The organism is Microbacterium sp. MEC084 (assembly GCF_004514465.2).
Taxonomy (GTDB): domain Bacteria; phylum Actinomycetota; class Actinomycetes; order Actinomycetales; family Microbacteriaceae; genus Microbacterium.
Window position 1 is genome coordinate 1 of record NZ_MYFP02000023.1, and the last position, 26,065, is coordinate 26,065.

27 protein-coding genes and 3 pseudogenes are annotated in these 26,065 nt (G+C 72.6%); 11 read left to right on the plus strand and 19 right to left on the minus strand.

Going from position 1 to position 26,065, the window contains the following annotated elements; translation table 11 throughout:
• Positions 1 to 194: pseudogene (locus B5M43_RS13305) on the minus strand (IS3 family transposase); the annotation flags it as partial.
• 69 nt (positions 195 to 263) lie between these two features.
• Here B5M43_RS13305 and B5M43_RS13310 point away from each other — a divergent pair.
• Entirely contained in the window at positions 264 to 650 is a 387-nt protein-coding gene (locus tag B5M43_RS13310) for a hypothetical protein (protein ID WP_055988888.1), read from the plus strand.
• On the plus strand, positions 647 to 847 hold the full coding sequence (locus tag B5M43_RS13315; RefSeq protein WP_134747375.1) for a hypothetical protein: 201 nt from the start codon (positions 647 to 649) through the stop codon (positions 845 to 847). The genes B5M43_RS13310 and B5M43_RS13315 overlap by 4 nt, the downstream gene beginning before the upstream one ends.
• Positions 848 to 917: 70 nt before the next feature.
• Here the strand turns inward: B5M43_RS13315 and B5M43_RS13320 are convergent, their stop codons facing one another.
• Both B5M43_RS13320 and B5M43_RS13325 read right to left on the minus strand, forming a co-directional pair.
• Positions 918 to 2,180: a Glu/Leu/Phe/Val dehydrogenase dimerization domain-containing protein gene (locus B5M43_RS13320; RefSeq protein ID WP_134746696.1), complete on the minus strand. Its 1,263-nt coding sequence runs from the start codon at positions 2,178 to 2,180 to the stop codon at positions 918 to 920.
• Between the two features lie 163 nt (positions 2,181 to 2,343).
• Entirely contained in the window at positions 2,344 to 2,865 is a 522-nt protein-coding gene (locus B5M43_RS13325) for an Lrp/AsnC family transcriptional regulator (RefSeq protein WP_134746694.1), read from the minus strand.
• Positions 2,866 to 3,043: 178 nt separating this feature from the next.
• Here B5M43_RS13325 and B5M43_RS13330 point away from each other — a divergent pair, with 178 nt between their 5' ends.
• From B5M43_RS13330 to B5M43_RS13350, 5 genes are all read left to right on the plus strand, one after another.
• Positions 3,044 to 4,021, plus strand: a complete 978-nt coding sequence (locus B5M43_RS13330) for an ABC transporter substrate-binding protein (protein WP_055988891.1) — start codon at positions 3,044 to 3,046, stop codon at positions 4,019 to 4,021.
• A 7-nt stretch (positions 4,022 to 4,028) separates the two neighbouring features.
• Positions 4,029 to 4,928 carry an ABC transporter permease gene (locus B5M43_RS13335; protein WP_134746692.1) on the plus strand — a complete coding sequence of 300 codons (900 nt, stop codon included), beginning with the start codon at positions 4,029 to 4,031 and terminating at the stop codon, positions 4,926 to 4,928.
• Positions 4,928 to 5,719 carry an ABC transporter ATP-binding protein gene (locus B5M43_RS13340; protein ID WP_134746690.1) on the plus strand — a complete coding sequence of 264 codons (792 nt, stop codon included), beginning with the start codon at positions 4,928 to 4,930 and terminating at the stop codon, positions 5,717 to 5,719. The genes B5M43_RS13335 and B5M43_RS13340 overlap by 1 nt, the downstream gene beginning before the upstream one ends.
• A 69-nt stretch (positions 5,720 to 5,788) precedes the next feature.
• Positions 5,789 to 6,328: a YaeQ family protein gene (locus tag B5M43_RS13345; protein ID WP_134746688.1), complete on the plus strand. Its 540-nt coding sequence runs from the start codon at positions 5,789 to 5,791 to the stop codon at positions 6,326 to 6,328.
• Positions 6,329 to 6,448: 120 nt separating this feature from the next.
• Complete coding sequence (locus B5M43_RS13350; protein ID WP_134746686.1) at positions 6,449 to 7,975, plus strand: ATP-dependent DNA ligase; 1,527 nt, start codon at positions 6,449 to 6,451, stop codon at positions 7,973 to 7,975.
• Between the two features lie 76 nt (positions 7,976 to 8,051).
• Here B5M43_RS13350 and B5M43_RS13355 read toward each other — a convergent pair whose 3' ends face one another.
• The 3 genes from B5M43_RS13355 to B5M43_RS13365 all read right to left on the minus strand — a co-directional run bounded on the left by B5M43_RS13355 (position 8,052) and on the right by B5M43_RS13365 (position 11,586).
• Positions 8,052 to 8,612, minus strand: coding sequence for a hypothetical protein (locus tag B5M43_RS13355; RefSeq protein ID WP_205829533.1), 561 nt, complete (start codon positions 8,610 to 8,612; stop codon positions 8,052 to 8,054).
• Positions 8,605 to 8,856 carry a DUF4242 domain-containing protein gene (locus B5M43_RS13360; protein ID WP_134746684.1) on the minus strand — a complete coding sequence of 84 codons (252 nt, stop codon included), beginning with the start codon at positions 8,854 to 8,856 and terminating at the stop codon, positions 8,605 to 8,607. Before B5M43_RS13360 ends, B5M43_RS13355 begins: the two co-directional genes overlap by 8 nt.
• 135 nt (positions 8,857 to 8,991) lie before the next feature.
• On the minus strand, positions 8,992 to 11,586 hold the full coding sequence (locus B5M43_RS13365; protein WP_134746682.1) for an AAA family ATPase: 2,595 nt from the start codon (positions 11,584 to 11,586) through the stop codon (positions 8,992 to 8,994).
• A gap of 137 nt (positions 11,587 to 11,723) precedes the next feature.
• Here B5M43_RS13365 and B5M43_RS13370 point away from each other — a divergent pair, with 137 nt between their 5' ends.
• Together B5M43_RS13370 and B5M43_RS13375 are read left to right on the plus strand one after the other, a co-directional pair.
• Positions 11,724 to 12,086 (plus strand): metalloregulator ArsR/SmtB family transcription factor, encoded by a 363-nt coding sequence (locus B5M43_RS13370; protein WP_134746681.1) that lies wholly within the window; start codon positions 11,724 to 11,726, stop codon positions 12,084 to 12,086.
• Entirely contained in the window at positions 12,083 to 13,084 is a 1,002-nt protein-coding gene (locus B5M43_RS13375) for a cation diffusion facilitator family transporter (RefSeq protein WP_134746679.1), read from the plus strand. The genes B5M43_RS13370 and B5M43_RS13375 overlap by 4 nt, the downstream gene beginning before the upstream one ends.
• A gap of 3 nt (positions 13,085 to 13,087) precedes the next feature.
• On the opposite strand, the gene B5M43_RS13380 is transcribed toward B5M43_RS13375, so the two are convergent.
• The 4 genes from B5M43_RS13380 to B5M43_RS13395 all read right to left on the minus strand — a co-directional run bounded on the left by B5M43_RS13380 (position 13,088) and on the right by B5M43_RS13395 (position 16,505).
• Positions 13,088 to 13,528 carry a hypothetical protein gene (locus B5M43_RS13380; protein WP_134746677.1) on the minus strand — a complete coding sequence of 147 codons (441 nt, stop codon included), beginning with the start codon at positions 13,526 to 13,528 and terminating at the stop codon, positions 13,088 to 13,090.
• A 184-nt stretch (positions 13,529 to 13,712) separates the two neighbouring features.
• Positions 13,713 to 14,567, minus strand: a complete 855-nt coding sequence (locus B5M43_RS13385; RefSeq protein ID WP_134746675.1) for a prolipoprotein diacylglyceryl transferase — start codon at positions 14,565 to 14,567, stop codon at positions 13,713 to 13,715.
• Positions 14,568 to 14,571: 4 nt separating this feature from the next.
• Entirely contained in the window at positions 14,572 to 14,880 is a 309-nt protein-coding gene (locus B5M43_RS13390) for a hypothetical protein (RefSeq protein ID WP_205829532.1), read from the minus strand.
• Complete coding sequence (locus B5M43_RS13395) at positions 14,877 to 16,505, minus strand: radical SAM protein (RefSeq protein ID WP_230668151.1); 1,629 nt, start codon at positions 16,503 to 16,505, stop codon at positions 14,877 to 14,879. Before B5M43_RS13395 ends, B5M43_RS13390 begins: the two co-directional genes overlap by 4 nt.
• A gap of 224 nt (positions 16,506 to 16,729) precedes the next feature.
• Here B5M43_RS13395 and B5M43_RS13400 point away from each other — a divergent pair, with 224 nt between their 5' ends.
• The gene (locus tag B5M43_RS13400; protein ID WP_134746673.1) at positions 16,730 to 17,203 is read left to right on the plus strand and encodes a histidine phosphatase family protein; all 474 of its coding nucleotides are present in this window, start codon (positions 16,730 to 16,732) and stop codon (positions 17,201 to 17,203) included.
• Between the two features lie 12 nt (positions 17,204 to 17,215).
• Here B5M43_RS13400 and B5M43_RS13405 read toward each other — a convergent pair whose 3' ends face one another.
• Positions 17,216 to 18,076, minus strand: a complete 861-nt coding sequence (locus tag B5M43_RS13405) for an IclR family transcriptional regulator (protein ID WP_167626807.1) — start codon at positions 18,074 to 18,076, stop codon at positions 17,216 to 17,218.
• A 167-nt stretch (positions 18,077 to 18,243) separates the two neighbouring features.
• Between B5M43_RS13405 and B5M43_RS13410 the strand changes: the two genes are divergently transcribed.
• A complete protein-coding gene (locus B5M43_RS13410) occupies positions 18,244 to 19,608 on the plus strand; it encodes an aminomethyltransferase family protein (protein ID WP_134746669.1) in 1,365 nt (454 codons plus the stop codon).
• 60 nt (positions 19,609 to 19,668) lie between these two features.
• Here B5M43_RS13410 and B5M43_RS13415 read toward each other — a convergent pair whose 3' ends face one another.
• The 8 genes and pseudogenes from B5M43_RS13415 to B5M43_RS13450 all read right to left on the minus strand — a co-directional run bounded on the left by B5M43_RS13415 (position 19,669) and on the right by B5M43_RS13450 (position 25,988).
• Positions 19,669 to 20,052: a hypothetical protein gene (locus B5M43_RS13415; RefSeq protein ID WP_167626806.1), complete on the minus strand. Its 384-nt coding sequence runs from the start codon at positions 20,050 to 20,052 to the stop codon at positions 19,669 to 19,671.
• Between the two features lie 326 nt (positions 20,053 to 20,378).
• Positions 20,379 to 22,058: a thiamine pyrophosphate-dependent enzyme gene (locus B5M43_RS13420; protein WP_134746667.1), complete on the minus strand. Its 1,680-nt coding sequence runs from the start codon at positions 22,056 to 22,058 to the stop codon at positions 20,379 to 20,381.
• Between the two features lie 131 nt (positions 22,059 to 22,189).
• Positions 22,190 to 22,666, minus strand: coding sequence for a hypothetical protein (locus B5M43_RS13425; RefSeq protein WP_230668153.1), 477 nt, complete (start codon positions 22,664 to 22,666; stop codon positions 22,190 to 22,192).
• A gap of 45 nt (positions 22,667 to 22,711) precedes the next feature.
• Complete coding sequence (locus B5M43_RS13430) at positions 22,712 to 22,855, minus strand: hypothetical protein (RefSeq protein ID WP_230668155.1); 144 nt, start codon at positions 22,853 to 22,855, stop codon at positions 22,712 to 22,714.
• A 112-nt stretch (positions 22,856 to 22,967) separates the two neighbouring features.
• Positions 22,968 to 23,507: pseudogene (locus tag B5M43_RS15460) on the minus strand (MFS transporter); the annotation flags it as partial.
• A gap of 103 nt (positions 23,508 to 23,610) precedes the next feature.
• Positions 23,611 to 24,018 (minus strand): annotated as a pseudogene (locus B5M43_RS15380) (low molecular weight phosphatase family protein); the annotation flags it as partial.
• On the minus strand, positions 24,015 to 24,389 hold the full coding sequence (locus B5M43_RS13445; RefSeq protein WP_230668157.1) for an arsenate reductase ArsC: 375 nt from the start codon (positions 24,387 to 24,389) through the stop codon (positions 24,015 to 24,017). The gene B5M43_RS13445 and the pseudogene B5M43_RS15380, both read right to left, overlap by 4 nt.
• A 93-nt stretch (positions 24,390 to 24,482) precedes the next feature.
• Entirely contained in the window at positions 24,483 to 25,988 is a 1,506-nt protein-coding gene (locus B5M43_RS13450) for a SulP family inorganic anion transporter (protein WP_055988911.1), read from the minus strand.
• Positions 25,989 to 26,065 lie beyond the last annotated feature (77 nt).

The following is a 26,065-nucleotide window of genomic DNA, read 5'->3' on the forward strand; positions in this document are numbered from 1 at the left end:
TCGATGTCGGCCTGCTTGACCCACATCCGCACGGACTCGACCCCGTAACCCAGCTGCGTCGCGACCCGCTGCACCGTCCCCTGCGTGACGCCGAGCTCAGCGCGCAGCGTCCTCACCATCCGCACCGCAGCGGCCTTCTCCTCGCTCGAGTAGCGACGCGTCGTCGGCTTCCCATTCGCCAGTTCCTTCGGCATGACTCCATCCTCGTTTCCAAGGTCAGGAGCCTCCAACAAACTCAGGGCGCTTCAGACTCGCCAGCCGCTGTGAAATCGAGCAATCGCGTAGCGAACGCGGTCGTCGCCTTCCGGGGGCGTCTCAGCATCGAGTCACGCCACGAGTCGAACGACGCGCGGCGCTGGGGGCAGGCGGCGACCGAGGTAGGAGAGAAGGTGTTCGCGTCGGCGTCCGAGGGTGCCGCGGTAGCCGCGCGGGTCGGAGCCTCCACGCTCGATCGGGCCACCGAAGCGTTCCGCGCGGTCGACCTCGATGGCGACGGTGTCCCAGACAGGCCTCGCGCGGCGGTTGCCGCTGAGGAAGCGCGTGCGGCTCTCAAGGGTGCGGCTGCCGGAGTCGCTGGGGCCCTCGGCACACTGTTCACGCGCAGGGAGTCCGTGGTGCCAGAGACGACCGAAGATGAGACGCGGCAGTGAGCGCGCAGTCGACGCCGGAGATGCCCAGCCTGGGTGACCTGCTGCTCGACGCGATGCTGCAGGTGCCGGGGCAGCTCTGGGCGGCGGTGCAGTTGAATCCCGGTCCTTGGGCACTCGTCGGTGCCATGTTCGCCGGCCTCGTGCTTCTCAAGTGGCTCGCCGGGCGTAAGCGACCGGGAGCGCCCCGCCGACGCTGATCCAGCCCCAGCACACGGGAGCGGCGGGGTCTGCCCGGCCCGCCGCTCCCGTGTGGGTCTCTCAGCGGCCTCAGCCGAGCTTGTCGAGCGCGACCTCGAGGGCGGCCGCGGCCAGGCGGGTGCGGGTCGCGCCGGTCGCGTGGACGTCTCGCAGCGCGGCGCCGATCGTGGCCGACACGTCGCCGAAGATGGCCTCGTCGGTGAGCGGCCCGGTGCCCTCCATGAGGTACGCGAACACGCGGGCCATGCCGGCGTTCGCGATGAAGTCCGGGATGACCGCGAGGCGCTCGTCCGCGTACGCGTAGGTCGCGCCGTAGAAGATCTCCGGATCGGCGAAGGGCACGTTCGCGCCGCTCGCGATCACCTGGACGCCGGCCGCGACGAGCCGGTCGATCTGCTCCCGGGTGACCAGGCGCGACGCCGCGCACGGCACGAACACGTCGGCGGGCGTGTCCCAGATGCGGGCGTCGACCTCGTCGAACGGCAGCAGGTCGTCGGCGGCCAGCGCGTTGCCCTGCTTGCGCAGGTACAGCTCGCGCACCTCCTCGCGCTCCATCCCGTCGGGGCGGATGACGCCGCCCGCCCGGTCGATCACGCCCACGATGCGCGCGCCCGCGTCGGCCAGGAACCATCCGGCGGCCGAGGCGACGTTGCCCCAGCCCTGCACGATCACGCGCTTGCCCGCGAGGTCCTCGCCGGTGAGCGCGCAGTGGTGGCGCACCGACTCGGCCACGCCCCATCCGGTCACGAGGTCGGCGACCGTGTAGCGGCGCTCCGGCGACGGCGTGAAGCGGGGATCGGCGACCACGCGCGAGACCCCGTCGCGGAGGCGGCCGATGCGGCGCACGCGGTGCGCGTCCTCGCCGGTCGCGCCGCCGTAGTGGCCGTTCGCGACGCCCTCGAGCGGGTGCCACACTCCGAGCGGCTCGGTCGCCGGCACGACGTCGGCGAGCTCGTCGACGTTGAGGTCGCCGCCCGTGCCGTAGTAGGTCTTCAGCAGCGGCGCGACCGCGCGGAACCAGCGGTCCAGCACCTCGCGGCGCCGCGGGTCGCGCGGGTCGAAGTCGATGCCCGACTTGGCGCCGCCGGTCGCCGGGCCCGACACCGTGAACTTGACCTCCATGGTCTTCGCGAGCGACACGACCTCGTCGCGGTCGAGACCGGCGCGCATCCGCGTGCCGCCGCCGGCGGCGCCGCCGCGCAGCGAGTTGATCACCAGCCAGCCCCGCGCCGGGGTCTCCGAGTCCTTCCACTCGAAGACGATCTCGGGGTGCTTCCCCTCGAAGGCCTTCAGTCGCTCCAGGACCGTGACGCCGCCATCGCCGTCGCTCATCACCCGTGCACACCTCTCCATCGATCGCGCCCCCTCGTCGGGGCGCCGAACACGAACACGGATGATGATCCGTGCCGCCGAAGGGCTTTGCAACTGTGCTTCCGATCGCTGCTCAGTCTGTACAGGATGTCGACTGACCGTGGACCACAGCTATGCAGACTGTCTAGCGTGCGCCCGCGCGCGCGGGGGCGCGGCGGCCGTCCGTCCGGCTCGGCTCGACACCCGCCGCCAGTGCGAGCAGCGGCAGGGTCTTGCCCTCGAAGCACGTCGTCAGGATGAGCTCGCTGCGCGTGCGCTGCACGACCGGGATCGCCGCGATCCGGTCGATCACGTCCTGCAGGTCGGCGTTGCTGCGCACCACGATCCGGGCCAGGATGTCCGCCTCGCCCGCCGTCGTGTACGCGTCGATGATCTCGGGGATCGCCTCGAGCGTCGCGTGCAGCGCCTCGCGCCCGGCGCCCTGCTCGATCTGGATCTCGCACATCGCCATCACCCCGAACCCGAACGCGGCGGGGTCGAGCTGCGGCGCGTCGGATCGGATGACGCCCGCCGCGTGCAGCTTGTCGAGCCGGGCCTGCACGGTCGCGCGGGCGACGCCGAGGCGGCGCGAGACCTGCACGATGCTGATGCCGGGGTCGCTGCTGAGCAGGCTGACGATGTCATGATCGAGCGGATCGAGCTTCATGGCGCCGACCATACAACCTGACTAGTTCCGGTGATAGAGCGCCGGTGATCCTGTGCAGTCTGCTCGTTCATCCGGATGCTGATTGTCATGCGATCCGCGGATCCGTATCGTTGCCGCCGCAATGGCGCAGACGTTCCTCCCGCATCGCCGCAGGAGGGCCACAGGAGGCAACACACCCATGAACGCACGCATCGTCCCGGCCGCGCTCGCGGCCCTCGGGCTGCTCACTCTCACCGCATGCGGATCCGGCGGCGGCGCCCCGGAGGGCGCGCCCGGCGCGCTCCGCATCGGCATCTCGCAGATCGTCCAGCACCCCGCGCTCGACGCGGCGCGCGAGGGCTTCAAGCAGGCGCTCGAGGACGCCGGCATCGAGGCGGTCTACGACGAGCAGAACGCGCAGGGCGAGCAGGCGACCGCGACGACCATCGCGACCACCTTCGCCACAGAGGGCGTCGACCTCGTGCTCGCGATCGCGACCCCCACGGCGCAGGCCGCTGCGCAGTCGATCGCCGACATCCCCGTGCTGTTCACGGCGGTCACCGACCCGGTCGAGGCCGGACTGGTCGCCAGCTTCGACGCCCCGGGCGCGAACCTCACCGGCACGAGCGACATGAACCCCGTGGCCGAGCAGATGGACCTGATCGCCGAGGTTCTGCCCGACGCCGAGCGCGTGGGCATCGTGTACAGCTCGGGCGAGGTCAACTCCGAGATCCAGGTCGGCCTGGCCAAGGAGGCCGCCGAGGAGCTCGGCCTCGAGATCGCCGAGGCCACCGTGACGAACTCGAGCGAGGTCGGCCAGGCCGTCGCGTCGCTCGGCGATGTCGACGCGATCTACGTCCCGACCGACAACCGCGTGGTCGAGGGCCTCGAGGCCGTGGTGCAGCACGCCGAGGCGAACGGAATCGCGCTGTTCGGATCCGAGATGAGCCAGGTCGAGCGCGGCGCGATCGCGACCTACGGCATCGACTACACGGCGCTCGGCTACCAGACCGGCGAGATGGCCGTCCGCGTGCTGACCGACGGCGCGGACCCCGCCGAGATGCCCGTCGAGACGCTCGCGAAGTACACCCTGGTGATCAACGAGGCCGCAGCCGAGCGCCAGGGCGTCGAGCTGCCGGCCGCGGTCGTCGAGCGCGCCGACGAGATCGTGGAGTGACGCGGCCATGACCGGCACGCTCGAACTCGGGCTCCTGTTCGCGATCACCGCGCTCGGGGTCTACCTCACCTTCCGGGTGCTGAAATTCCCCGACCTGACGGTCGACGGCAGCTTCACGACCGGCGCCGCCGTCGCGGCCTCGCTCATCGTCGGCGGCGTGCCCGCGCCGCTCGCCACCCTCGCCGGCACGGCGTCGGGCGCGGTCGCGGGCGCCGTGACCGGCCTGCTGTATACGAAGGGCCGGATCGACGGCCTGCTCGCGGGCATCCTGACGATGATCGCGCTGTGGTTGATCAACCTGCGGATCATGGGCAAGTCCAACGTGCCGCTGCTGCGCGAGGACACGGTCATGACCCCGCTGCGCGAGGGCGGCCTGCTCGGCTCACCCGTCGCGATCCTGCTGTTCGCGGTCGGGGTGTTCCTGCTCAAGGCCCTGATCGACTGGTTCCTGCACACCGACCTCGGCCTCGCGATCCAGGCGACCGGCAACAACGAGCAGATGATCCGCAGCTTCGGCGTGAACACGCACGGCACGACCATCCTGACGCTCGCGCTGTCGAATGCGCTCGTCGCGCTGAGCGGCGCGCTGATCGCCCAGTACCAGGGCTTCGCCGACGTGAGCATGGGCATCGGCCTGATCCTGGTCGGCCTCGCGTCGGTCATCATCGGGCAGGCGATCTTCGGCACGCGGACGGTCATCCTCGCGACGCTCGGCGTGATCGCGGGCGCCGTGCTCTATCGGCTCGTGATCTTCTTCGCACTCGCCGCGGGGCTCAACCCGAACGACATGAAGCTCATCTCGGCGGTGCTCGTGGTGGCGGCGCTGCTGCTGCCGCGGTGGGGCTTCCTCAAGCGACTGCCGAGGCTGCGCTTCGCCGCCGCCCGCGGATACGGAAAGGCCGCCTGATGCTGCGCATCCACGACGTCACGAAGACGTTCTTCCCCGGCACGGTCAACGAGCGCGTCGCGCTCGACGGGCTGTCGCTCACGCTCGAGGCCGGCGACTTCGTCACCGTGATCGGCAGCAACGGCGCCGGCAAGTCCACGCTCATGAACGCGATCTCGGGCCGGATCCCCGCCGACACGGGCACGATCGAGATCGACGGCCGCAGCGTCGGGCGCCTGCCCGATCACCGCCGCGCGAGCTTCGTCGGCCGGGTGTTCCAGGACCCGATGGCCGGCACCGCCCCCGACCTCACGATCGAGCAGAACCTCGCCCTCGCCCTGCGGCGGGGGCGCGGCCGCGGCCTCGCGAAGGGCGTCACGCGCGGGCGCCGCGAGCTGTTCCGCGACGAGCTGCGCGCGCTCGAGCTCGGCCTCGAGAACCGCCTCAAGGCGCGCGTGGGCCTGCTCTCGGGCGGTCAGCGCCAGGCGCTGTCGCTGCTGATGGCGAGCTTCACCAAGCCCGACATCCTGCTGCTCGACGAGCACACCGCGGCGCTCGACCCGCAGCGCGCCCAGCTCGTGACCCAGCTGACGAAGAGCATCGTCGAGCGCGACGGCCTGACGACGCTCATGGTCACGCACAACATGGAGCAGGCGCTGCAGCTCGGCAACCGGCTCGTGATGATGCACGAGGGCCGGATCATCCTGGAGTTCGACGCGCAGCAGAAGCGCGAGGCGACGGTCGAGTCGCTGCTGGGCGAGTTCGCCAAGATCAAGGGCGCCGTGGTCGACGACCGGACCCTGCTCGGCTGAGGCCATGCCACGGGACCCCCTCCGCGTGAGGGGGTCTCGTGCATCCGGGTTCCCGTAGGCTCGACGCTCATGGCCCTCGGCGCGACGATGCACACCTTCGACGTCCAGCTCGCGGATGTGGACCGCGGCGTCTACGACGAGCTCTCGCTCCGGGTGGCGCGGCATCCGTCCGAGACCGACGCGTACATGGTGACGCGCCTGCTCGCGTACTGCCTCGAGTACGAGGAGGGGATCGCGTTCAGCGACGGCCTCTCGCAGACGGATGAGCCCGCGGTCGTCGTGCGCGACCTCACGGGCGCGCTCGTCGCGTGGATCGAGGTGGGCGCACCGGATGCCGAGCGGCTGCACTTCGGCAGCAAGGCCGCCGAGCGCGTCGCGGTCTACACGCACCGCGACCCGGAGAAGGTGCTCGCGCAGTGGGCGGGCAAGCGCATCCACCGCTCCGAGCACCTCGTGCTGCGCAGCTTCGACCCGGGGTTCGTCGACGCCGCGGTGGCCGCGCTCGCGCGCCGCAACGCCATGACGCTGTCGGTGACCGAGGGGCAGCTCTACCTCGACCTCAACGGCACCTCGCTGACCTCCGCCGTGCACGAGCACCGGATGGAGTGACGCCCGCGCATCGCGTGTGAACCGGTGCCGTCCGGCCCGTTTGGGCGTGGATAAGGGCCGAAGCGCACCGGAACCCTGCGGGTCGGGCGCCGTGTCCCCGCCCGGGTGCATGATGGGCGCATGCGGCTGAGCGCACTGGTCGAGGCGACCGACGCGGTGGCGACGACGTCGTCGCGGCTCGCGAAGATCGCCGCGCTCGCCGCCGTGCTGCGGGAGCTCGAGCCCGACGAGATCGGGCCCGCGATCGGGTTCCTCACCGCGAGCCCGCGGCAGGGGCGGATCGGCGTCGGATGGCGCGGGCTGGCGAGTCTGGCGGTCGAACACGCGGATGCGCCGACCCTGACCGTGCTCGACGTCGACGCGGCGCTCGACCGGCTCGCCGCGGCCGAGGGGCGCGGCTCGGTGGACGCGCGGCGGCGCGAGCTCGAGGGCCTCGCCGGGCGCGCGACGGCGCCGGAATGGGACTTCGTGTCGCGGGTCATCCTGGGCGAGCTGCGCACCGGCGCGCTCGAGGGCGTGCTGCTGGATGCGATCGCGAAGGCGGCGGAGCGGGAGGCCCCGAGCGTGCGGCGGGCCGCGATGCTGTCGGGCGACCTCGGCGAGACCGCGCGCATCGCGCTGACCGGCGCGGCCGAGGAGCTCGAGGCGGTGGGGCTCCGGGTCGGCCGGCCTGTGATGCCGATGCTCGCGTCGACCGCGGGCTCCACGGCCGAGGCGCTCGCGACGCTCGGCCGCGAGGCGTCGGTCGAGTACAAGCTCGACGGCGCGCGCATCCAGGTCCATCGCGACGGCGACGACGTCCGGATCTACACGCGCAGCCTCGCCGACGTGACGCACCGCGTGCCCGAGATCGTCGAGGCGGTCCGTGCGCTGCCGGCCGAGCGGGTCATCCTCGACGGCGAGACGCTGTCGCTCGACGAGGACGGCAGGCCCCGCCCGTTCCAGGAGACGATGTCGCGCTTCGGGTCGGAGGCCGCCGCGGCCGTCGCGCTGCGGCCGTGGTTCTTCGACATCCTGCACCTGGACGGGCGCGACCTGATCGACGAGCCGCTGTCGACGCGGCTCGAGGTGCTGGAGAGCGTGGTCGGCGCATCGCGCATGCCGGGCATCCGGACCGACGATCCGGAGCGGGCCGAGGAGTTCTCGCGGCAGGCGCTCGCCGCGGGCCACGAGGGCGTCATGGTGAAGGCGCTCGACTCGCCCTACGCCGCCGGGCGGCGCGGCAAGAGCTGGCTCAAGGTCAAGCCGGTGCTCACGTTCGACCTCGTCGTGCTCGCCGTCGAGTGGGGGTCGGGGCGTCGCCGCGGCCAGCTGTCGAACCTCCACCTCGGCGCGCGGGACCCCGAGGGCCGGTTCGGCGAGCCGGGCGGCTTCGTGATGGTGGGCAAGACCTTCAAGGGGCTGACGGACGCGACGCTGCGCTGGCAGACCGAGCACTTCCCGACGATCGAGACGCACCGCACCGCCTACGCCGTGCACGTGCGCCCTGAGACCGTGGTCGAGATCGCGATCGACGGCGTCCAGCGCTCCAGCCGCTACCCCGGCGGCATCGCGCTCCGCTTCGCCCGCGTGAAGGGCTACCGCCCCGACAAGCGCCCCGCCGAGGCCGACACGATCGAGTCGCTGCGCGCACTGCTGCGCGGGTGATCCCGACCTCGACGCGCGAACCGGTGCGATCCGGCCCTCATCGCGTTCGATAAGGGCGGGATCGCACCGGAGCGCGTCACGGGCAGTCGACGCGCGGGTTCCAGTCCTCGAACATGCCGTCGGGGTTGTGCTTCCAGAGCCACACGTGCAGCTCGTAGAACGCGGGCAGCCCGTAGCGGTTCTGCGCCGCGGGCTCGTTCGGACCGGGCATCCGGTGCAGCGTCTGCCCGAACAGCTCCGGCACGACGCCGCCGAGCATGGACTCGAAGGCGACGTACTCCACCGCGACGAGGTGGAGGCGGCCGTGCCTGTCGGGCTCGTACACCAGCACCTCGGGCATCGCGGGATCCAGCGCCGGGTCGAGCACCAGGTCGACGTCGACGTAGTGGATGCCCATCCCGCCCGCGGGCGAGTCGATGCACGCGATGCCGGCGGCGTCGACGAGCTCGCCGTAGCCGGCGGCGATGGCGGCGTCGACATCGGCGAAGCGGGCGGTCGCGGCCCGCACCTCGGCGAGCTCGGACTGGGACGTGAGGTCGCCGGAGCCATGCGCGTGGGCGGCCGGAGCCGCGCCGGCGAGCAGCAGCGCCGCGGCGAGCAGCGCTCCGCGAGGCGCATCCGCGCGCGCATCACGCACCTTCCTTCACGGGGAAGATCTCGTCGGCGACGAGCCCGTGCGCCTCGCGGTGCACGCGGTTGGCGGCCTCGGCGTCGGGGGCGTCGACCAGGCAGAAGATCCTGCCCGCGCCCTCGTCCACCCAGTACCGCAGGTACTGCACGTCGTGCGCGGCCTGCGTCTGCAGGTCGGCGGCGTGCGCCATGGCGACGTCGTCCATGCTCACGGCCGAGCCGAGCGTGTGGACGTCCATGTAGAGAGGCATTCCGTGCTCCTTTCCGAGCGGTCGATCCGATGCCTCCAGCACAGCCCGCACGCGCGCGCGGCGGATCGGCGACCGGTGCCCGGTTTCCGGATCGCGGTTGCCCGGTTTTCGACGACGGGTTCAGCCGGCGACGGTTCAGCCCGCGACGGGGACCAGACCCGAGCGGCGCGCGGCCTCCGCTGCCTCGGCGCGCGAGGCGACACCGAGCTTCGCGAGGATCGCCGACACGTGGTGGTCGACCGTGCGCACCGACAGCACGAGGCGGCGGGCGATCTCCTCGTTGCTGAGGTGCTCGCACAGCAGCGCCAGCACATCCTGCTCGCGGCGCGTCAGGTGCGCCGGGTGCGCCCGGGTGGCGGATCGGGATCCGGCGGGGATCGCGCGCAGACCGAGCTCCCGCATCCGGCGCCGCACGGCCCGCACCGCGGCGGTCGCGCCGAGCCGGTCGAACCGCGCGATCGCCTCGCGCAGGTCGGCCTCGTCGTCGGAGAACGCGAGCACGAGGGCGGCGTGGTTCACGTATCCGATGCGCTCCCACGCGGCCACGGCCTCGCGGCGCCTGCCCGCGAGCTCGTGGCGCGGCGCGTCCCAGACGTCGGCGGCGTCGATGTCGCGGGCGGCCGGGCCCAGCAGGCGGTGCGCCCACTCGAGAACCGAGTCGCGGATGCATCCCACGGTCCCGGGTGCGAGGTCGAGCGCGCGGGCGGCCTCGCGTCGCGCGGCGTCGAGGTCGCCGGACAGCCAGTGCGCCTCGACGAGGTTCAGCGCCGACTGCACCTCGTACTGCGGCTGGCCCGAGCCGCGTGCGATCGCATCGGCCTCGCGCAGCAGCTCCATGCCTCGCGGCTCCCCGCGCCGGGACCGGATGCGCCCGGCCACCGACAGGCACGTGTACCGGTTGAGGGGCGTGAGCGGCATGCCCGCGGTGCCCTCCGCCATGTCCAGCGCCTCGTCCCAGTCGCCGCGCCATTCCACGATCTCGGCGTGCTCCATCCGCAGGCACCATCCGAAGCTGAGCGCGTCGTGGGCCTCGCAGAACGCCCAGCCCTCCTCGTACACGGCGATGGCCTCGTCGATCCGCTGCTCGGAGCCGAGCGCCCAGTGCAGGTTGTTGAACGCGCGCCCGGCCTGGTCGGCGACGCCGCCCTCGAGCGCGAGGCGCAGCGCCTCGCGCATCGGCGGCTCCCAGTCCCCGCCCGTCACGGCGAGCGAGCACGCCAGGGTGTCCAGCGCGTCGGCCTGCACCCCCGGAAGGCCGAGCCTCTCGCCCAGCGCCTGGGCCCGGCGCGCGAGCACGACGGCGTCGTCGTCGCGACCGTTGAGCATCCGGTCGCCGGCCAGCTGCGCCAGCGCCGCCGCGTACTCGCGGGTGTCGCCGTGCGCCTGGAGCAGCTCGAGCGCGCGCTCCGCGGTCGCCGTCGCGCCGGTGCCGTCCGCGACGCGGAGCTGCGCGCGGGCGAGACCGCGCAGGCTGTCGCCCTCGCGCACGGTGTCGCCGAGCCCGCGCCACAGCTCGCTCGCCTGACGCCGCGCATCCAGGGCTCGCTCTCCCTGGTCGACCACGGCGGCCTCGGCAGCGAGCGCGTCGAGGAGCTCCGCCCGTTCGCGCTCCGGCAGCCCGTCGGCGTGACGCAGGGCACGCTCGAACTGGACGAGCGCCTCCCGGTGCGCGCCCAGGGCGGCCGCCTCGCGACCGGCGCGGCGCGCGTGCGCCACGGCGCGCGCGGCGTCGCCCGCGCCCTCGGCGTGGAACGCGAGCCGTGCCGGATGCGCGACCTCGAGCTCTTCCAGCGCGGTGAGGATCGCGCGGTGCAGCGCCTGTCGCCTGTGGGGCGGGATCGCCTCGTCGACCGCCCGGCGCGCCAGCTCGTGCCGGAAGGCGAACGCGTCGGTCGTGGCGCGGATGACGCCGCAGGCCAGCATCTCGTCGACGTCGCGCGGCGCCGCCGAGCCGACCCGGCCGAGCAGCGCGGGCGGCACCGTGAGGCCGATCAGGGCGGCCGCGTCGAGCGCCTCGCGCGCGGGAGGCGAGAGGCGTGCCGCGCGGGCGAGTACCAGCTCCCGGATGGACGACGGCATGCCGTCGCCGGGCCCGGATCGCAGCAGCTCGCTCACGAAGAACGGGTTGCCGCCGGTTGCGCGGAACAGCTCGCCGCCGTCGACGCCCCGCCCGGCGGCGAGCGCGTCGACCGCGTGCGCCGACAGCGGAGGCAGGTCGATGCGCCGGGTGGTGCGCATCGCGCCGAGCTGGGCGAGCACCTCGAGCAGACGTGGCCGCGGCTCGTCGTCGCGGAACGTCGCGATCAGCAGCACCGGCAGGTCGCGCACCCGGCGCCCGAGGAAGCGCAGCAGGTCGAGCGTGGCGTCGTCGGCCCAGTGCACGTCCTCGAACACCGCGCAGGTCGGGGCACCGCCGCCCGCGAGCGCCTCCCGCGCCGCGTCGAAGAGGCGCTCGCGCGGGGCGCCGTCGCGGCACATCCGGTCGAGCTCCGGATCGAGCTGCGGCGCGAGATCGACCAGTGCCCCGAGGGGTCGCGGCGTCGTCAGCGGATCGCACGCACCCCAGGCCCAGCGGGCGCCGGGCACTCTCCGCTCGAGCGCCTCGACCAGCGTCGACTTGCCCACGCCGGCCTCGCCCGCGACGAGCACGAGGCGCCCGGCGCCGGCGGCCGCCTCGGCCGCGTACTCCTGCAGGGCCCCGAGCTGCGCGTCGCGCTCGAGCAGATCCATGCGCGAAGGCTACTCCCGAGCGCTCGTCACGGATACGGGCCGGCCACGCCACGGGATCCCCGGTTCTCAGGGCCGGATGCGCCGGATGGACCTGAGAAGCCGGGGTCCCCGGACGAGGACTCTGCAATAATCTGCGTATGGATGCAGATAAGCGGACATGCGGGCGGCTGCCGGACAGCTCGTTCGTCGAGCTCGCGGTCGAGGTGTTCGGGATGCTCGCGGACCCGACGCGCGTGCGGCTCATCCTGGCGCTCAAGGAGCACGGCGAGCTGTCGGTGAACCACCTCGCCGACATCGTCGACAAGAGCCCCGCCGCGGTCTCGCAGCACCTCGCGAAGCTGCGCCTGGCGCGCATGGTCGCGACGCGGCAGGACGGCACGCGCATCTTCTATCGCGTCGTGGACGAGCACGCCGCGAAGCTCGTGACCGAGGCGATCTTCCAGGCCGAGCACGCGCTCGGCACGCCGCACCACCACCGCGCCGAGGCGGCGACGCCGTGACCGCGCACGCCCACGAGCACCCGCACGACCACGATCACGGCGACCACAGCCACGGCCACGCTCACCCGCGCGGCATCCGGGGCTTCCTGCACGAGCTGTTCGTGCCGCACACGCACGACCCGGCCGACTCGGTCGACGACGCGCTCGAGGCGAGCGCGCAGGGCATCCGCGCGCTCCAGGTGAGCCTGGTCGCGCTGCTGCTGACGACCGTGCTGCAGCTGGTCGTCGTGCTGATCAGCGGATCCGTCGCGCTGCTCGCCGACACCGTGCACAACTTCTCGGACGCGCTCACGGCCGTGCCGCTGTGGATCGCGTTCCTGCTCGGCCGCCGCGCGGCGACCCGGCGCTATCCGTACGGCTACGGCCGCGCGGAGGACCTCGCGGGCCTGTTCATCGTGTTCGTCGTCGCGCTGTCCGCCGTCGTGGCGGCGTGGCAGTCGATCGACCGGATCGTCCACCCGCAGCCGCTCGAGAACCTCGGCTGGGTGATCGCGGCCGGGGTGATCGGCTTCCTCGGCAACGAGGCCGTCGCGATCTACCGGATCCGGGTCGGCCGGCGCATCGGATCGGCCGCGCTCGTCGCCGACGGCGTGCACGCCCGCACCGACGGGTTCACCTCGCTCGCGGTCGTGCTGGGCGCGCTCGGCGTGATGGCGGGCTTCCCGCTCGCCGACCCGATCGTCGGCATCCTGATCTCGCTCGCGATCGTCGTGCTGCTGTGGGGGACGGTGCGCAGCGTCGGGCGCCGCATCCTCGACGGCGTGGAACCCGAGCTGCTGGAACGCGCCGAGCACGCCCTCGCCCACGTCGACGGGATCGACCGCGTCGAGCAGGTGCGCCTGCGCTGGGTCGGCCATCGCCTGCGCGGGGACGCCCTGATCGCCCTGACGGATGTGCCGCTCGCCGAGGCCGAACGGATCGCGGCCGAGGCCGAGCGGCAGGTGCACGCGCACATCCGCGGCATCGACGAGTTCCGCGTCACGCCCGTGACGGCGTAGGCGTCAGTAGTTCCCCATCACCGCCACGCACACGCCGAAGAGCACGATCGGCGCGATGGCGATGCTGCACAGCATGCCGGTGCCGATCGCCCGACCGGGTCGCCAGACCAGCAGCCCGATGCCGCCGAGCGCGATCACGGCGAGCAGGCCGCTGCCCACGAAGAATCGCCACTGCTCCCCGCCGCTCAGCCAGACGAGCACGGCGACGACCTCCAGCACCACCCCGGCGCCGAAGCCCGCCAGCACGCCCCAGCCGAACGAGAGCCCGAACAGCCCGCGCGGCTCGGGCGGGGGAGCGTAGCCGTACGGCGCACCCGGCGGGGCGTACCCCGGCGCGTAGGACTGCGGGTGGGGCGGGGAGCCCGGATGGCCCGGCTGGCCTCCAGGCGGCGCGGCGGCGTCCGCGGGCGCGGCCCCGGGTGCCCCGGGCGCCCCCGGCGGCACCTCCGGCGGATGCGCGCCGGGTGGGATGGGCGGCTTCGGCGGCGGCGGCTGCGGCGACGGAGGGACCGGCGGGGGCGGCCCCGGCTGGGGCGCGACGGGCGGATGCTCCGGCGGGGCGGGAGGAATCGGGGTTCCCGGCGCGTGCGGGACCGGCGAGCCGGGCTGATCCGGCTCTGTGGGGTGGTCAGGCGTGCTGTTCACTCGTCGCCGTCCTCTCTGACGTGGCGGTTGCGGGGATGGCCTCGGGGCCGAGCCCGGATGCGGTCGGTGCGGTGCGGAAGCGCCCGGTGCGGATCATCCACGCGATCCGGGCGAACAGGAGGGGCATGGTCGCCAGCAGGAACAGCTGGGGCCGCGTGAGGCCGAGCCACGCGATCTCGTTGCCGCGCACGAACTCCACGGCGAAGCGGAACACCCCGTACGCCGCGATGTACAGCGTGAGCGTCTCGCCCGGCGCGATCGACCGGTGCCGGAGCCAGAACCACAGCAGCGAGAACGCCACGGCGTGGAACGCGATCTCGTACACGAAACTCGGGTGCAGCGGCACGCCGGCGACCGACCCCGTGTACGCGGCGGCATCGGCGTCGAGGACGACGCCCCACGAGGCCCCGGTGGGCGTGCCCGGCTCCTCCGTGAGCAGGCAGCCGATCCGCCCCACGGCCATCGCGAGCGCCACGGCGGGCGCGAACAGGTCGCCCGTGCGGTGCGGGTAGCGGACGATGCGCTTGGCCACGTGCACCCCGAGCCACGCGCCGACCAGCGCCGAGAGCATCGACGCGTTGCCGTACGCGAGCTGGTCGACCAGGCTCAGGTTCTTCGCCGGGTCCAGGTTCTGCGCCCACGTGCCCAGCCGCGCGAGCACGGACGCCCCCACCAGCGCGCCGAGCACGAGGTACCAGATGCGGTGGTCCGACACCCGGCGGCGCCGCTTCTCGGTCACGAAGATCAGGCCCGCAGCGAGCATCCCGAGCGCGACGAACGCCGAGTGGGTGTCGACGCGCGGCAGCCAGCCGGCGAGGTCCTGCAGCGTCGGGAACATGGCGTCACCCCAGCAGGCGCATCCAGAGCCCCACCCACAGCGGGATGGCGGCTGCCGACAGGATCGCGATCACCCAGAGGTACAGCAGCACCAGGCGGGTGTCGCCGAGCTTGCAGCGCGAGCGCAGCAGGCCCGCGCGGCGGGCGCGGGTGTAGCCGGCGATCGCGATGCCGGCGAAGGCCAGCACCGCGAGCGGGCCGAGCAGGCACGCGAGCAGCGCGACGGTCGTGTACACGCAGAGCCGCAGCGGATCGAACGAAGGCGCCGGATCGCCGACCGTCGCGTCGTACTGGTTCAGCCCGTGCACGCTCACGTCGCCACCACCGGAAGCTCGCGGCGTGTCTCGCGCACCGGGGTCAGCGTCTCGGCCCGGTCCCGCGATCCGGTCGCGGTCGACAGGCGCGTGCGGCCCAGCGGCGCCCACGCCTGCACGGCGCAGAACGGCGCGCACTGGTGCGCATCCGTGGTCTCGTTCACGGTCGCCACGTGCACGCAGCACTGCGTGAGCCGCTCCTCGATCATCGTGTGGATGTCCATGAAGGGCTTGACCGTGATCCGCTTGACGCGCTCGCCCATCATCCGGCGCAGGCGCTCGTGCTGGCCGGGCAGGCGCGAGGCGGCGAGGGTCGCGAGGGTTCCGATGCCCAGGTCGCACGCCTGGCAGATGTCGCGCCAGATGTCGGTCATGGACGGGTGCGACAGCGACGACTGCTCGCTCAGCAGGTCGAGCAGCGACGTCTTGACGACCTCGCGGATGCGCCTGTTGACCTGCGAGTCGGCGATCCGGTTGGCGATCAGGTCGGGCTCGAGATCGAGGAACTGCTTGAGCCGGTCGTGGCCGATCAGCCCGACGAGCGACTTCCACTCGCCCGCGTCGTCCTTCAGCAGATACCCGACCGAGCAGCAGTGCGGATGGCTGCACGGCAGTGCCGTGAGGTCGTGCCACGTCACGAGGTCGTCGGTCTGCGGCCCCAGCCGCGCGAGCACGCCCGTGTGGGTGAGGCGGTCGTCCGGATCGATCCCCGCCGAGCGCCCCGATCCGAACACGGGCTGGATCGTGACGCCGCCCACGAACGGGGTGTCGAGCGCGCGGCGGATCACGGCGCCGATCTCGCCGTCGTTCACCCCGAGCGCGGCCGTCATCGTCAGGGTCGTGAAGACGCCCGCGGCCGACAGCCGCTCGAGCGCGCGCTCCTTGAACCGCCGGATGTCCGCGCCGCGGTGGTACGCCGAGGCCTCCTTGGACTCGCCGTCGTACTGCAGGTAGATCTCGATCCGCTGCCGGTACTTCCTCAGCACCTCGACGAACGCGTCGTCCTGCGCGATCCGGAGCCCGTTCGAGTTGATCAGGATGCGCACCACCGGGCGCGCGACCAGGTGCTCGAGAAGCTGCTCGAGCCACGGGTACAGCGTCGGCTCGCCGCCCGAGAGCATCAGCACATCGATGCGGCCGTTCTCCTTGGCCAGGCGCGCGTCCACCGACGCGAGCACCTCGGCGAGGGGAGCGACCGCGCTCGCCGCGGGGCTCGACTCGGCGAAGCAGGTGGGGCAGCGCAGGTTGCAGTGATCGGTGATGTCCTCGAGCAGGATGCACGTGTGCTGCGTCTGCATCTGCGGCAGGCCGTCCTCATACGCCGACGGGACCGGCTTGAAGTTGCCGATGAGATCGGGCGCGTGCACCTTGGTCGGCGCGGTCCACTGCTCGAGGTACGTGAGGATCTCGGCCGACTCGTCGTACATCGTGCGGATCAGCCCGTGATCGGGGCATCCCCGCTCGAGCCAGATGCGTCCGTCCCGGTTCGCGAGCCACCCCGACAGCCGCCGCACCTCCGAGAGCGGGCGATCCGGATCCTCCTCGTGGCAGCGCGGGCAGAACGCGTTGACGTACCGGTGGATGCGGTAGTCCCGCAGCGGCATCCCGGCGCTGGGCTGGCTCATGCGATCACCCTAGGCCCGGGCGTCCCGCCGCGTCTGTCCTCCGTTCGGCGGCGCGCGGGTCGGGCGGGCGTTTCGTCTCCGCTCCTTCGTCGCTCCGCTCAACGACCGGGCGCTCTCGGTCGTTGAGCGGAGCGAGCGCCAGCGAGCGGAGACGAAACGCGTCCAAGCATCCCGCGCAGGAGTAGCGTCGAGGACGTGACGGGCTCGATGGAACGGACGACGCCGTGACCAGGCTGGTGCTGGTGCGGCACGCGAAGTCGGACTGGGGCGATCCGCGGCTCGACGACCACGACCGCCCGCTGAACGACCGGGGCCGAAGGGATGCGCCGCGCATGGCGCGCCGGCTGGCCGAGACGGGCTTCCGCCCCGACGCGATCCTGTCGAGCACCGCGCTGCGCGCACGGACCACGGCCGAGGCGTTCGCCGCCGAGCTCGGCGTGCCGGTGGCCCTGGATCCCGGCCTGTACGGCGCGCCCGCCCGCGCGCTGCTCGCCGCCGCGGCGGCCACGGGGCTGCCCGCCGTGATGGTGGTCGCGCACGACCCGGGGATGACCGCGCTCGCCGAGGAGCTGTCCGACGGCGCCATCGGCCACATGCCGACCTGCGCGGTCGCGACCTTCACCTGGGACGAGGACGACTGGGACGTGGCGAGCGCGATCGAGCCGTCGTCCTGGACGTTCGACTCGCCGCGCTCCTGACGTCCGCGATCCTCAGCGCGCGCGGGCGCGGCGCTCGAGGTACTGCATCGACTGCGCCGACGACGAGACGAGCGCGCGCAGCGAGCCGCCCGGCAGCGCGCGCGGGTGGCCGGCCGGCAGGTAGGCGCGCAGCAGCGCATCCGAGATGCGGTGCGCGGTCTCCTGCAGCAGCGCCGCCAGGCGCCGGGGCGACGCGCCGTCGTTCGGGACGACCGCCCCGAGCGCGCCCACCACCACGTCCTCCGACCCGCGCACCGGCACGGCCAGCCCGCGCGAGGCCGGGTGGATCCAGCCCTCCGCGTCGGCGTACCCGTGCGCGCGCGTCGCGTCGACCGCGGCGCGCAGCTGCTCGGCGGTCTGCGGCCCGGCGGACGTCATCGGCCGGATGCCGCCCTCCAGCACCGCGTCGAGCAGGCCCGGCTCGCCGAAGGCCAGGAACACCAGGCCGCTCGACGACAGCTGGATCGGGATGCGCCCGCCCACGATCGACCCGTTGATCACCGCATCCGGGGCGGAGATCCGCTCGATGATCAGCACGTCGGTGTCGATCCGCACGGCCAGCTGCACGTGCTGTCCGACCTCGTCGTGCAGGCGGCGCAGGTACGGCTCCGCGATCTCACGCAGTCCCAGGGCGCCGGGCGTCTTGCTGCCGATCTCCCACAGCCGGTTGCCCAGCCGGTACGTGCGCCCCGCGACCGGCTCGAGCAGCCCGTGCGCCACGAGCTCGGCCACGATGCGATGCACCGACGACAGCGGGATGCGCGAGCGCCGGTGGATCTGTGTGAGCGTCAGGAACGGCGCGTCGGCGGTGAAGGCGTCGAGCACCGCCAGCACGCGCGTGAGCGCGGAGGTTCCCTCTGATGATCTCGCCATTCGGACCTCCTGGGATGTCTCGGCGGTTTCGACTCGGTCGCTGGCGCTCCCTCGCTCAACCAGCATGGGGAACGCTTCCGTTGAAAGGAAGAGTCGATTCCGATCGCCGAGCGCGGTTCCTAGGCTGACCGCGACATCCCGTCCCGTTTCGATCGAAGGAGATCGACATGTCCGAGACCCTCGCCCAGGCACTCGCCCGCGTCGGAGACCCGGTGAAGCTGCTGCGCGACGTGGACTATCCGGCGTTCACGTTCCCCGTGCATCCCGAGTTCAGCAACTGGCGCTCCGAGTCGCGGTCGTGGAACGAGACCGTCGCGCTCATGGATCAGTCGCACCACATGACCCAGCTGTTCCTCACGGGCGCCGACATCGCCGAGGTGTTGAGCCCGATCGCAGTCAACACGTTCACGAACTTCCGCCCCGGCGTCGCCAAGCAGCTCATCTCGGTGAACCACGACGGGCACGTGATCGGCGACGGCATCCTGTTCAACCTGAACCACGCGACCCCGCAGGGCGAGACCGTCGTGCTGATCGGCCACCACGTCCTGATCGACTGGGTGCGATTCCACGTCGAGCGTTCGGGCAAGGACGTCCGGTACCGCCTCGAGGGCAACTCGAACATGCGCGAGGGCGACCCGACGTTCTACCGCTACGAGCTGCAGGGCCCGCGCGCGCACGACGTGCTCGAGAAGCTGCTGGGCGGCCCCGTGCCCGAGGTGAGGTTCTTCCACATCCACGACTTCGCGTTCGCGGGCACGACGGTCCAGGGGCTCCGGCACGGCATGGCCGGGCAGCCCGGCTTCGAGTTCTTCGGCCCGTACGCCGAGGGTGAGACGGTGCGGCAGGCGCTGCTCGATGCGGGCGCGGAGTTCGACATCGTGCGGATCGGCGCAAAGGCTTACTCGGTCACGCCGCTCGAGTCGGGCTGGGTGCCGACGCCGTTCCCGGCGATCTTCGGCGACGACCCGCTGTTCGTCGAGTACCGCGAGTGGCTGCCGCTGGCCCGCGCCGGTTCGATCGGCGGATCGCTTTACGGGCCGGTCGAGGACTTCTACCTGACCCCGTACGACCTGGGCCTCGGCCGCTCGGTGAAGTTCGACCACGACTTCATCGGCCGCGAGGCGCTGGAGCGGATCGCCGAGTCGCCCGCGCGCCGCAAGGTCACGCTGATCTGGGACGCCGCGGACGTCGCGGAGGTCGTCGAGTCGCAGCTCACGCCCGGCACGCCGGCCAAGTACCTCGAGTTCCCCAAGGCGCGCTACGGGTTCTACCAGTTCGACGAGGTGCGGCAGGACGGCCGTCGCGTCGGCGTCTCGACCGACGCGGGGTACGTCGCGTACGACCAGCTCTACCTGTCGCTCGCGTCGGTCGATGTGGATGTGCCGGACGGCGCGCGCGTCGAGGTCGTGTGGGGCGAGGAGCCGAACTCGCGCAAGAGCAACGTCGAGCCGCACGTGCAGGCCCACATCGGCGCCACGGTCGCCCCCGCGCCGTACCACGACTACGCGCGCACGACCTACCGCGACCTGTGACACCCGGCCGTGGCCCCGACCTGCCGCATCGTTCCGGCAGGTCGGGGCCACGAGCGCCGGTCAGGCGCCGGCGTCGTCCTCGCCCTCGGCCTGCGAGGGGTGGCCCTCCGGGCGGAGCGTGTCCGCGTCGTGCGGGTCGTCGGGGTCCTCGCCCTCGGCCTGCGAGGGGTGCTGGCCGCCGCCGTAGCTGTACTCGTGGTGGCCGCCCACCTCGCCGCCGCCCAGGGTCGCGCCGCCCTGGTTGGCGTCCTCGACGCCGAGGTCAGCGCCTCCGCCGGCCGACGGGACGTCCGTCGGCGGGTCGGCCATGCCGGGCTCGTCGTCCAGCTCGGCGGGACCGTCCTCGATCACCGGGTCCTCGCCCGTCGAGAGGTCCGGATCCTCGCTGACGAGGTCGTCCTCCGGGCCGCGGTGCTCGTTCGGGTCGGTCGTGTTCTCGCTCATGTGGCACCTCCATTCGGTGCCGCCAGCGTCGCGCGGCGCGCCGCGGCCGCGCCAGGGGATTGACACGGCACGCGGCCGGCATCCGGAGACGGGAGACGTGGATGCCGGCCGCGCGTGTGGGGCCCGGACATGACGCGGCGCGCGGGCGTCCGTGCTCCGCGCGCCGCGACCGAACCGGGCGGTTCAGGGGATCAGAAGTCCTCGCCCTCGGCCTGCGAGGGGTGCTTGTCGAACCAGTAGGGGCGGCCGAGGTGGAGGAGGGCGTCGGTGTCGAACTCGTGCTTCATGGGTGTTCTCCGTTTCGTGAGCGGCGGATGGGGTGACGGTCAGTACGCCTGGGCGCGCTGACCGACGATCAGGTGGATGAGGGCGAAGCGGCCCTCGCGCTGGGCCTTGAGCGCCGCGGCGACGGCGGCGGGCACGTCGGCGTCGCGCTCCACGCGCACGCCGAAGCCGCCGAAGGCGACCGCCATGGCGGCGAAGTCGGGGTTCACGAGCTGGGTGCCCGAGATGCGGCCCGGGTGGTGGCGCTCCTGGTGCGTGCGGATGGTGCCGTACTCCTGGTTGTCCATCACGACGACCAGGGGAGCGGCGCCGTACTGCCGCGCGGTCGCGAGCTCCTGGCCGTTCATGAGGAACTCGCCGTCGCCCGCGATCGTGACGATCTGGCGGCCGGGGAAGCGCAGCGACGCGGTGACGGCCGAGGGGATCGAGTACCCCATCGAGCCGTTGCCCGCGCTCACCATGGCCGGATACTGACGGACCGGGAAGTAGCGGTGCGCCCAGTTCGTGTGCTCGCCCGCGCCCAGCGTGACGAGCGCGTCACCCTGCAGCTGCGGCACGAGGTGCGCCATGAGCGTGTCCATGCGGGCGGGCGCCTCGGCGTCGGTACGGGCGGCCGGAAGGGCCGCGAACTCCTCCTGCTGGCCGCGCATCCGGGCGGTCCACTCGGCCCATTCGGGCTTGGTGGGCACGTCCAGCGCCTGCAGGTCGCGGACGAACGCGCTCGGCTTGGCGACGATCTGGTGCGACACGGCGCCCGAGCGCCCGCGCAGCGAGGCGTCCATCGTGATCAGGAAGTTGCGGCGGTGCCAGCCCTGGCGGGCGATGTAGCCGCTGGTCAGCACGTCGCCGGGGACCGTGCCGACGAAGACCAGCAGGTCGGTCTCCTCGAACAGGTCGTAGGTGGGCTTGGGGCGGCCGTACCCGATGGGGCCGACGTAGCTCGGCGAGTCGAAGCCCACGACGCCCTCCGTGCGCCACTCGGCGGCCGCGGCGATGCCGTGCTTCTCGAGCCAGGCGGTCAGCTGCGCCGACGCCTCGGGCGTCCAATCGCTGCCGCCCGTGACGAACAGGGGCTTCTCGGCCTCGCGCAGGGCCTCGGTGAGCGCGGCCGCGTCGGAGATCGAGACGCCACCGGCGGCGACCGGGATCGGCGGATGCACCGTGACGGACACCTCGCGCCGGATGACATCCTCGGGCAGGCCGACGACCACCGGGCCGGGGCGGCCGGAGCGGGCCGCGAAGATCGCCTCGGCGACGGTCTCGGAAGCGCGCTCGGCCGAGTCCAGCACCAGCACGCGCTTGGCGCCCTTGTCGAACCAGCCGTGGATGTCGAACTCCTGGAACGCCTCGCGGCCGCGGTGGTCCATCGGGATGAGCCCGACGAACAGCACGAGCGGCGTGGAGTCCTGCCACGCCGTGTGGAGCCCCACCAGCGCGTTCGCCGCGCCGGGGCCGCGCGTCACCATGACGATGCCGGGCAGGTCGCTGAGCTTGCCCTCGGCCTCGGCCATGTAGGCGGCGCCGCCCTCCTGGCGGCACACGATCGTCTCGATCGACGAGGCGTGCAGGCCGTCGAGCACCTCGAGGTAGCTCTCGCCCGGCACGACGTACGCGCGCGGGATGCCGTGCTCCTCGAGCGTGCGGACGATCGCGTGGCCGGCGGTCTCCGTGGTCGGCAGGGCGGGGGCCGTCGTGGCCGGGGTCTCCAGAATGCTCGTCATCGTCGCTCCGGGAAGTCGGTGGGGTGGACACCAGATTCCCACCGCGCACAACGGTTCTTGCCCGTCCGATGTCCCGAAAGATCACGCGATCTTTCGCGAACGATGAAGTATCGGCCCCCGCTCGTCGCGGATCAGGACCACCGGGCGATCAGCGCGCCCAGCAGCGCGACCCCCGCGGCCGCGATCGCGACCGCGCCGTAGCCGCCCGCGGCGGTCGCCGCGACGGGGCCGAGCGTCGGGCCGAGCGCCGCGACGATCGTGATGGGCGCGGCGAACACGCCGTTGATCGCGCCGTAGTCGCGCGTCCCCCAGCGCTCGGCCACCGCGGAGCCCTGCACGAGCGTCTGCGCGCCGCGCACGACGCCCGCCGCGACCCCGATCCTGATGAGCAGCCACGCCGGCCCCGGCACGGCGGCGAGCAGCAGCAGCGCGAGGGCCGCGAGCGCGGACGTGACCGTGAGGGCGATCCGCGGCGGCGCGCCATGCGGCAGGGCGACGTAGATCAGGCGCCCGATCACCTGACCCGCGCCCAGCAGGCCGAGCCCCCAGGCCGCGAGCGTGTACGTCATCCCCTTCTCCAGGAAGAGCGGGATGGCCGCGAGCGTCACGGTGTAGGGGGAGGCCGCGAGAAGCAGCGTCGAGATCTCGAGCGCTCAGAAGCGGCGCGAGAGCAGCACGGCGCGCAGGGCCGCGGGCGGCTCGTCCTCCGGGGCGGACGGCGGCGCGGGCGGCCAGCGGCGCTCGAGAGTGAGCCAGTGGACGGGCGCGGTCACGGCCGCGAGCACTCCGGCCAGCACCAGGAAGGTCGTCCGCCAGTCCGTGACGGTCAGCAGCGCGGCGACGTGCGAACACGGTCGAGGCGAGCCCGCCCGCGAGCGTCAGCACGGTCATGGCGCCGCGGCGGTGCCGCCGGTACCGGTGGGCCAGGACGGTGAACGCCGCCTGGTACAGCACCGCCGACTGCGCGGCGCCCGCGACCAGCCATCCGATCCCGAACACCACCGGATCCGGCGCGAGGGCCACGATCATGAGCCCGCCGGCCCCGGCGATGCTGCCCACGGTCATCGCGCCCCGCGGCCCGCGGTCCAGGATGCGCCCCACGGGCACGCCGAGGATCGCCGAGGCGATGAGCCCGAGCGAGAACAGCGCCGTCACGAGGGCGAGCGGCCATCCGGTGTCGTCGGAGATCGCCGGCGCCGCCACGATGAGCGCGTAGAACAGGATGCCCCAGCTCACGAGCTGGGCCAGCGAGAGCGCGGTCAGGCGCCCGGCCTGCCACGCCTCGGCGGTGGCCGGCGGGTGGGCCCCGACCGGTGGTGCCGGATCCGGGCCGGTCACGCGGGGTCGGCGGTGAGGCGGGCGGCAAGTCCCTCGACCGCGGCGCGGATGTCGTCGCGCAGGTCGCGGATGCCCGCGTCGTCCCAGCTCTCCGGGTCGGGGAACGCCCACTCGACCAGCTCGCCCCGCAGCGGCCGGGCAGCTGCAGGCCCGGCTTCATCGTGACGACCACGTCGGCCGTGGCGAGGTCCTCGGCGGTGACCGCGCGCGGGAGCGCCTGCGACGCGTCGATGCCGAGCTCGGCGAGCGTCGCGACGGTGGTGGTGCTCGGCTCGGCCGCGGGTGCGACGCCGCCGTTGATCGCGCGGAGCCGGTCTCCCGCCACATGGTCGAGCAGGTGAGCGCCGAGCTGCGAGCGGCCGGCGTTGTGCGTGCAGATGAACAGCACGGTGGGTCGGCCTTCGGCCCCGGTGGTGGCTGTCGTGGTCTCCGTCATGCGCTCGCCTCTCCTGCTCGTGGTCCACAGGGCAGGCGCTTCGGGTAGCGCGCGAGTGAACCGGGCCGCTTCGGCGTGGAGAGGTGCCCCCGCGCGGCGCTCGGACATCCTGTGAGGGGGCTCGGGATGTCGGTGACGGGCGGTGAAGCCATACGTGACGTCGACGACCAGGAGGGCGTGTCTCATGTCGCGTTCCACTTCTCCACGAGGTCGTCGAGCGACATCGCGTCGGCGTACTTCATGCTCATGAGCTGCCAGTCCTCGTAGCGCTTGCCGGGGAAGATCGGGCAGGCGTCGCCGCAGCCCATCGTGATGACGACGTCGGACTCCTTGACGGCCTCGACGGTCAGCACCTTGGGGGTGTTGCCGGCGATGTCGACGCCCTCCTCGGCCATGGCCTGCACCGCGACGGGGTTGATCTCGTCCTTGGGCGCCGAGCCGGCCGAGAGGACCTCGACCCGGTCGCCCGCGAGCGCCTGCAGCCATCCGGCGGCCATCTGCGAGCGCCCGGCGTTGTGGACGCACACGAACAGGACGGTGGGCTTGGTGGCGGTCATGGGCGCTCTCCTCGATCGGCGGGGTGTGCCTAAAGCATAGATCACGATCTATGTGTTGCGCCAGACCGGGATCGCCCCGCCGCGAAGGTGGGGTCAGTGCTCGCCACCGAGCCCTCCCGAGAGGCGGCCGTGGATGCCCGCGGTGGCCTCGTTCATCCCGACGATCTCGACCTCGGCGCCGTGGCGCTCGTACTTCGTGACGATCGCGTCGAGCGCGGCGACCGACGAGGCGTCCCACACGTGCGAGCGCGACATGTCGATCACGACGCGAGCCGGGTCGTCGACGTACTCGAACTGCGTGGTGAGGTCGTTCGACGACGCGAAGAACAGCTCGCCGTCGACCGTGTAGCGCGCCTCCGAGCCATCGGGTGCCACGGCGCGCTCGACCGTCGTGAAGTGCGCGACGCGGCGCGCGAACAGCACGGCCGCGACGATCACGCCGACGATCACGCCGATCGCGAGGTTGTGCGTGATGACCGTCAGCGCCACGGTCGTGACCATCACCGCGGTCTCGCTCTTCGGCATCCGCGAGAGGGTCGACGGCAGGATGCTGTGCCAGTCGAAGGTGAGCGCCGACACCATGATCATGACCGCCACGAGCGCCGCCATCGGGATGATCGCGACCACATCGCCGAGCGCCACGACCAGGATCAGCAGGAACACGCCCGCGAGGAAGGTCGAGATGCGGGTCCGGGCTCCCGACGCCTTGACGTTGATCATGGTCTGGCCGATCATCGCGCAGCCGCCCATGCCGCCGAACAGGCCGGAGAGCACGTTCGCGACGCCCTGGCCCCACGACTCCCGCGTCTTCGACGAGCGGGTGTCGGTGATGTCGTCCACGAGCTTCGCCGTCATGAGCGACTCGAGCAGGCCGACCGCCGCCATCGCGAGCGCGTACGGCCCGATGATCCCGAGCGTCTCGAGCGTGAGCGGCACGTTCGGGATGAGCAGGAACGGCAGGCTCTCGGGCAGCGCGCCCTGATCGCCCACGGTCGGCACGTCGATCGCGAACACCACGACGACGGCGGTGAGCAGCACGATCGCCACCAGCGGTGCGGGCACGGCGCGGGTCAGCTTCGGGAACAGCCACAGGAGCAGCAGGCCCGCGGCGACGAGCGGGTACACCATCCAGGGCACGTCGACGAGCTGCTCGAGCTGCGACAGGAAGATCAGGATGGCGAGCGCGTTCACGAAGCCGACCATCACGCTGCGCGGGATGAACCGCATCAGCTTCGCGACCCCGAGCAGGCCGAGCGCGACCTGGATGACGCCGGCCAGGATCACGGTGGCGAGCAGGTGGTCGAGGCCGTGGTCGCGCATCACGGGTGCGATCACGAGTGCCACCGCGCCGGTCGCAGCCGAGATCATGGCCGGGCGTCCGCCGAGGAACGCGATGGCGACCGCCATGACGAACGACGAGAACAGGCCGACCCGCGGGTCGACGCCCGCGATGATCGAGAACGCGATCGCCTCGGGGATCAGCGCCAGCGCCACCACGAGCCCGGCGAGCACCTCGCGCGTGAGCAGTCGCGGCGAGCGCAGCGCATCGCGCACGGAGGTCGCGAACCGGCCGTCGGCCGACGTCAGGACAGGGGGCATGGATCCTCCAGGGCGTGGGCAGGCGCGCGGGACGCAGGGGAGACCGCCGGATAATGGATGACTGCGCCGCGCGAGAG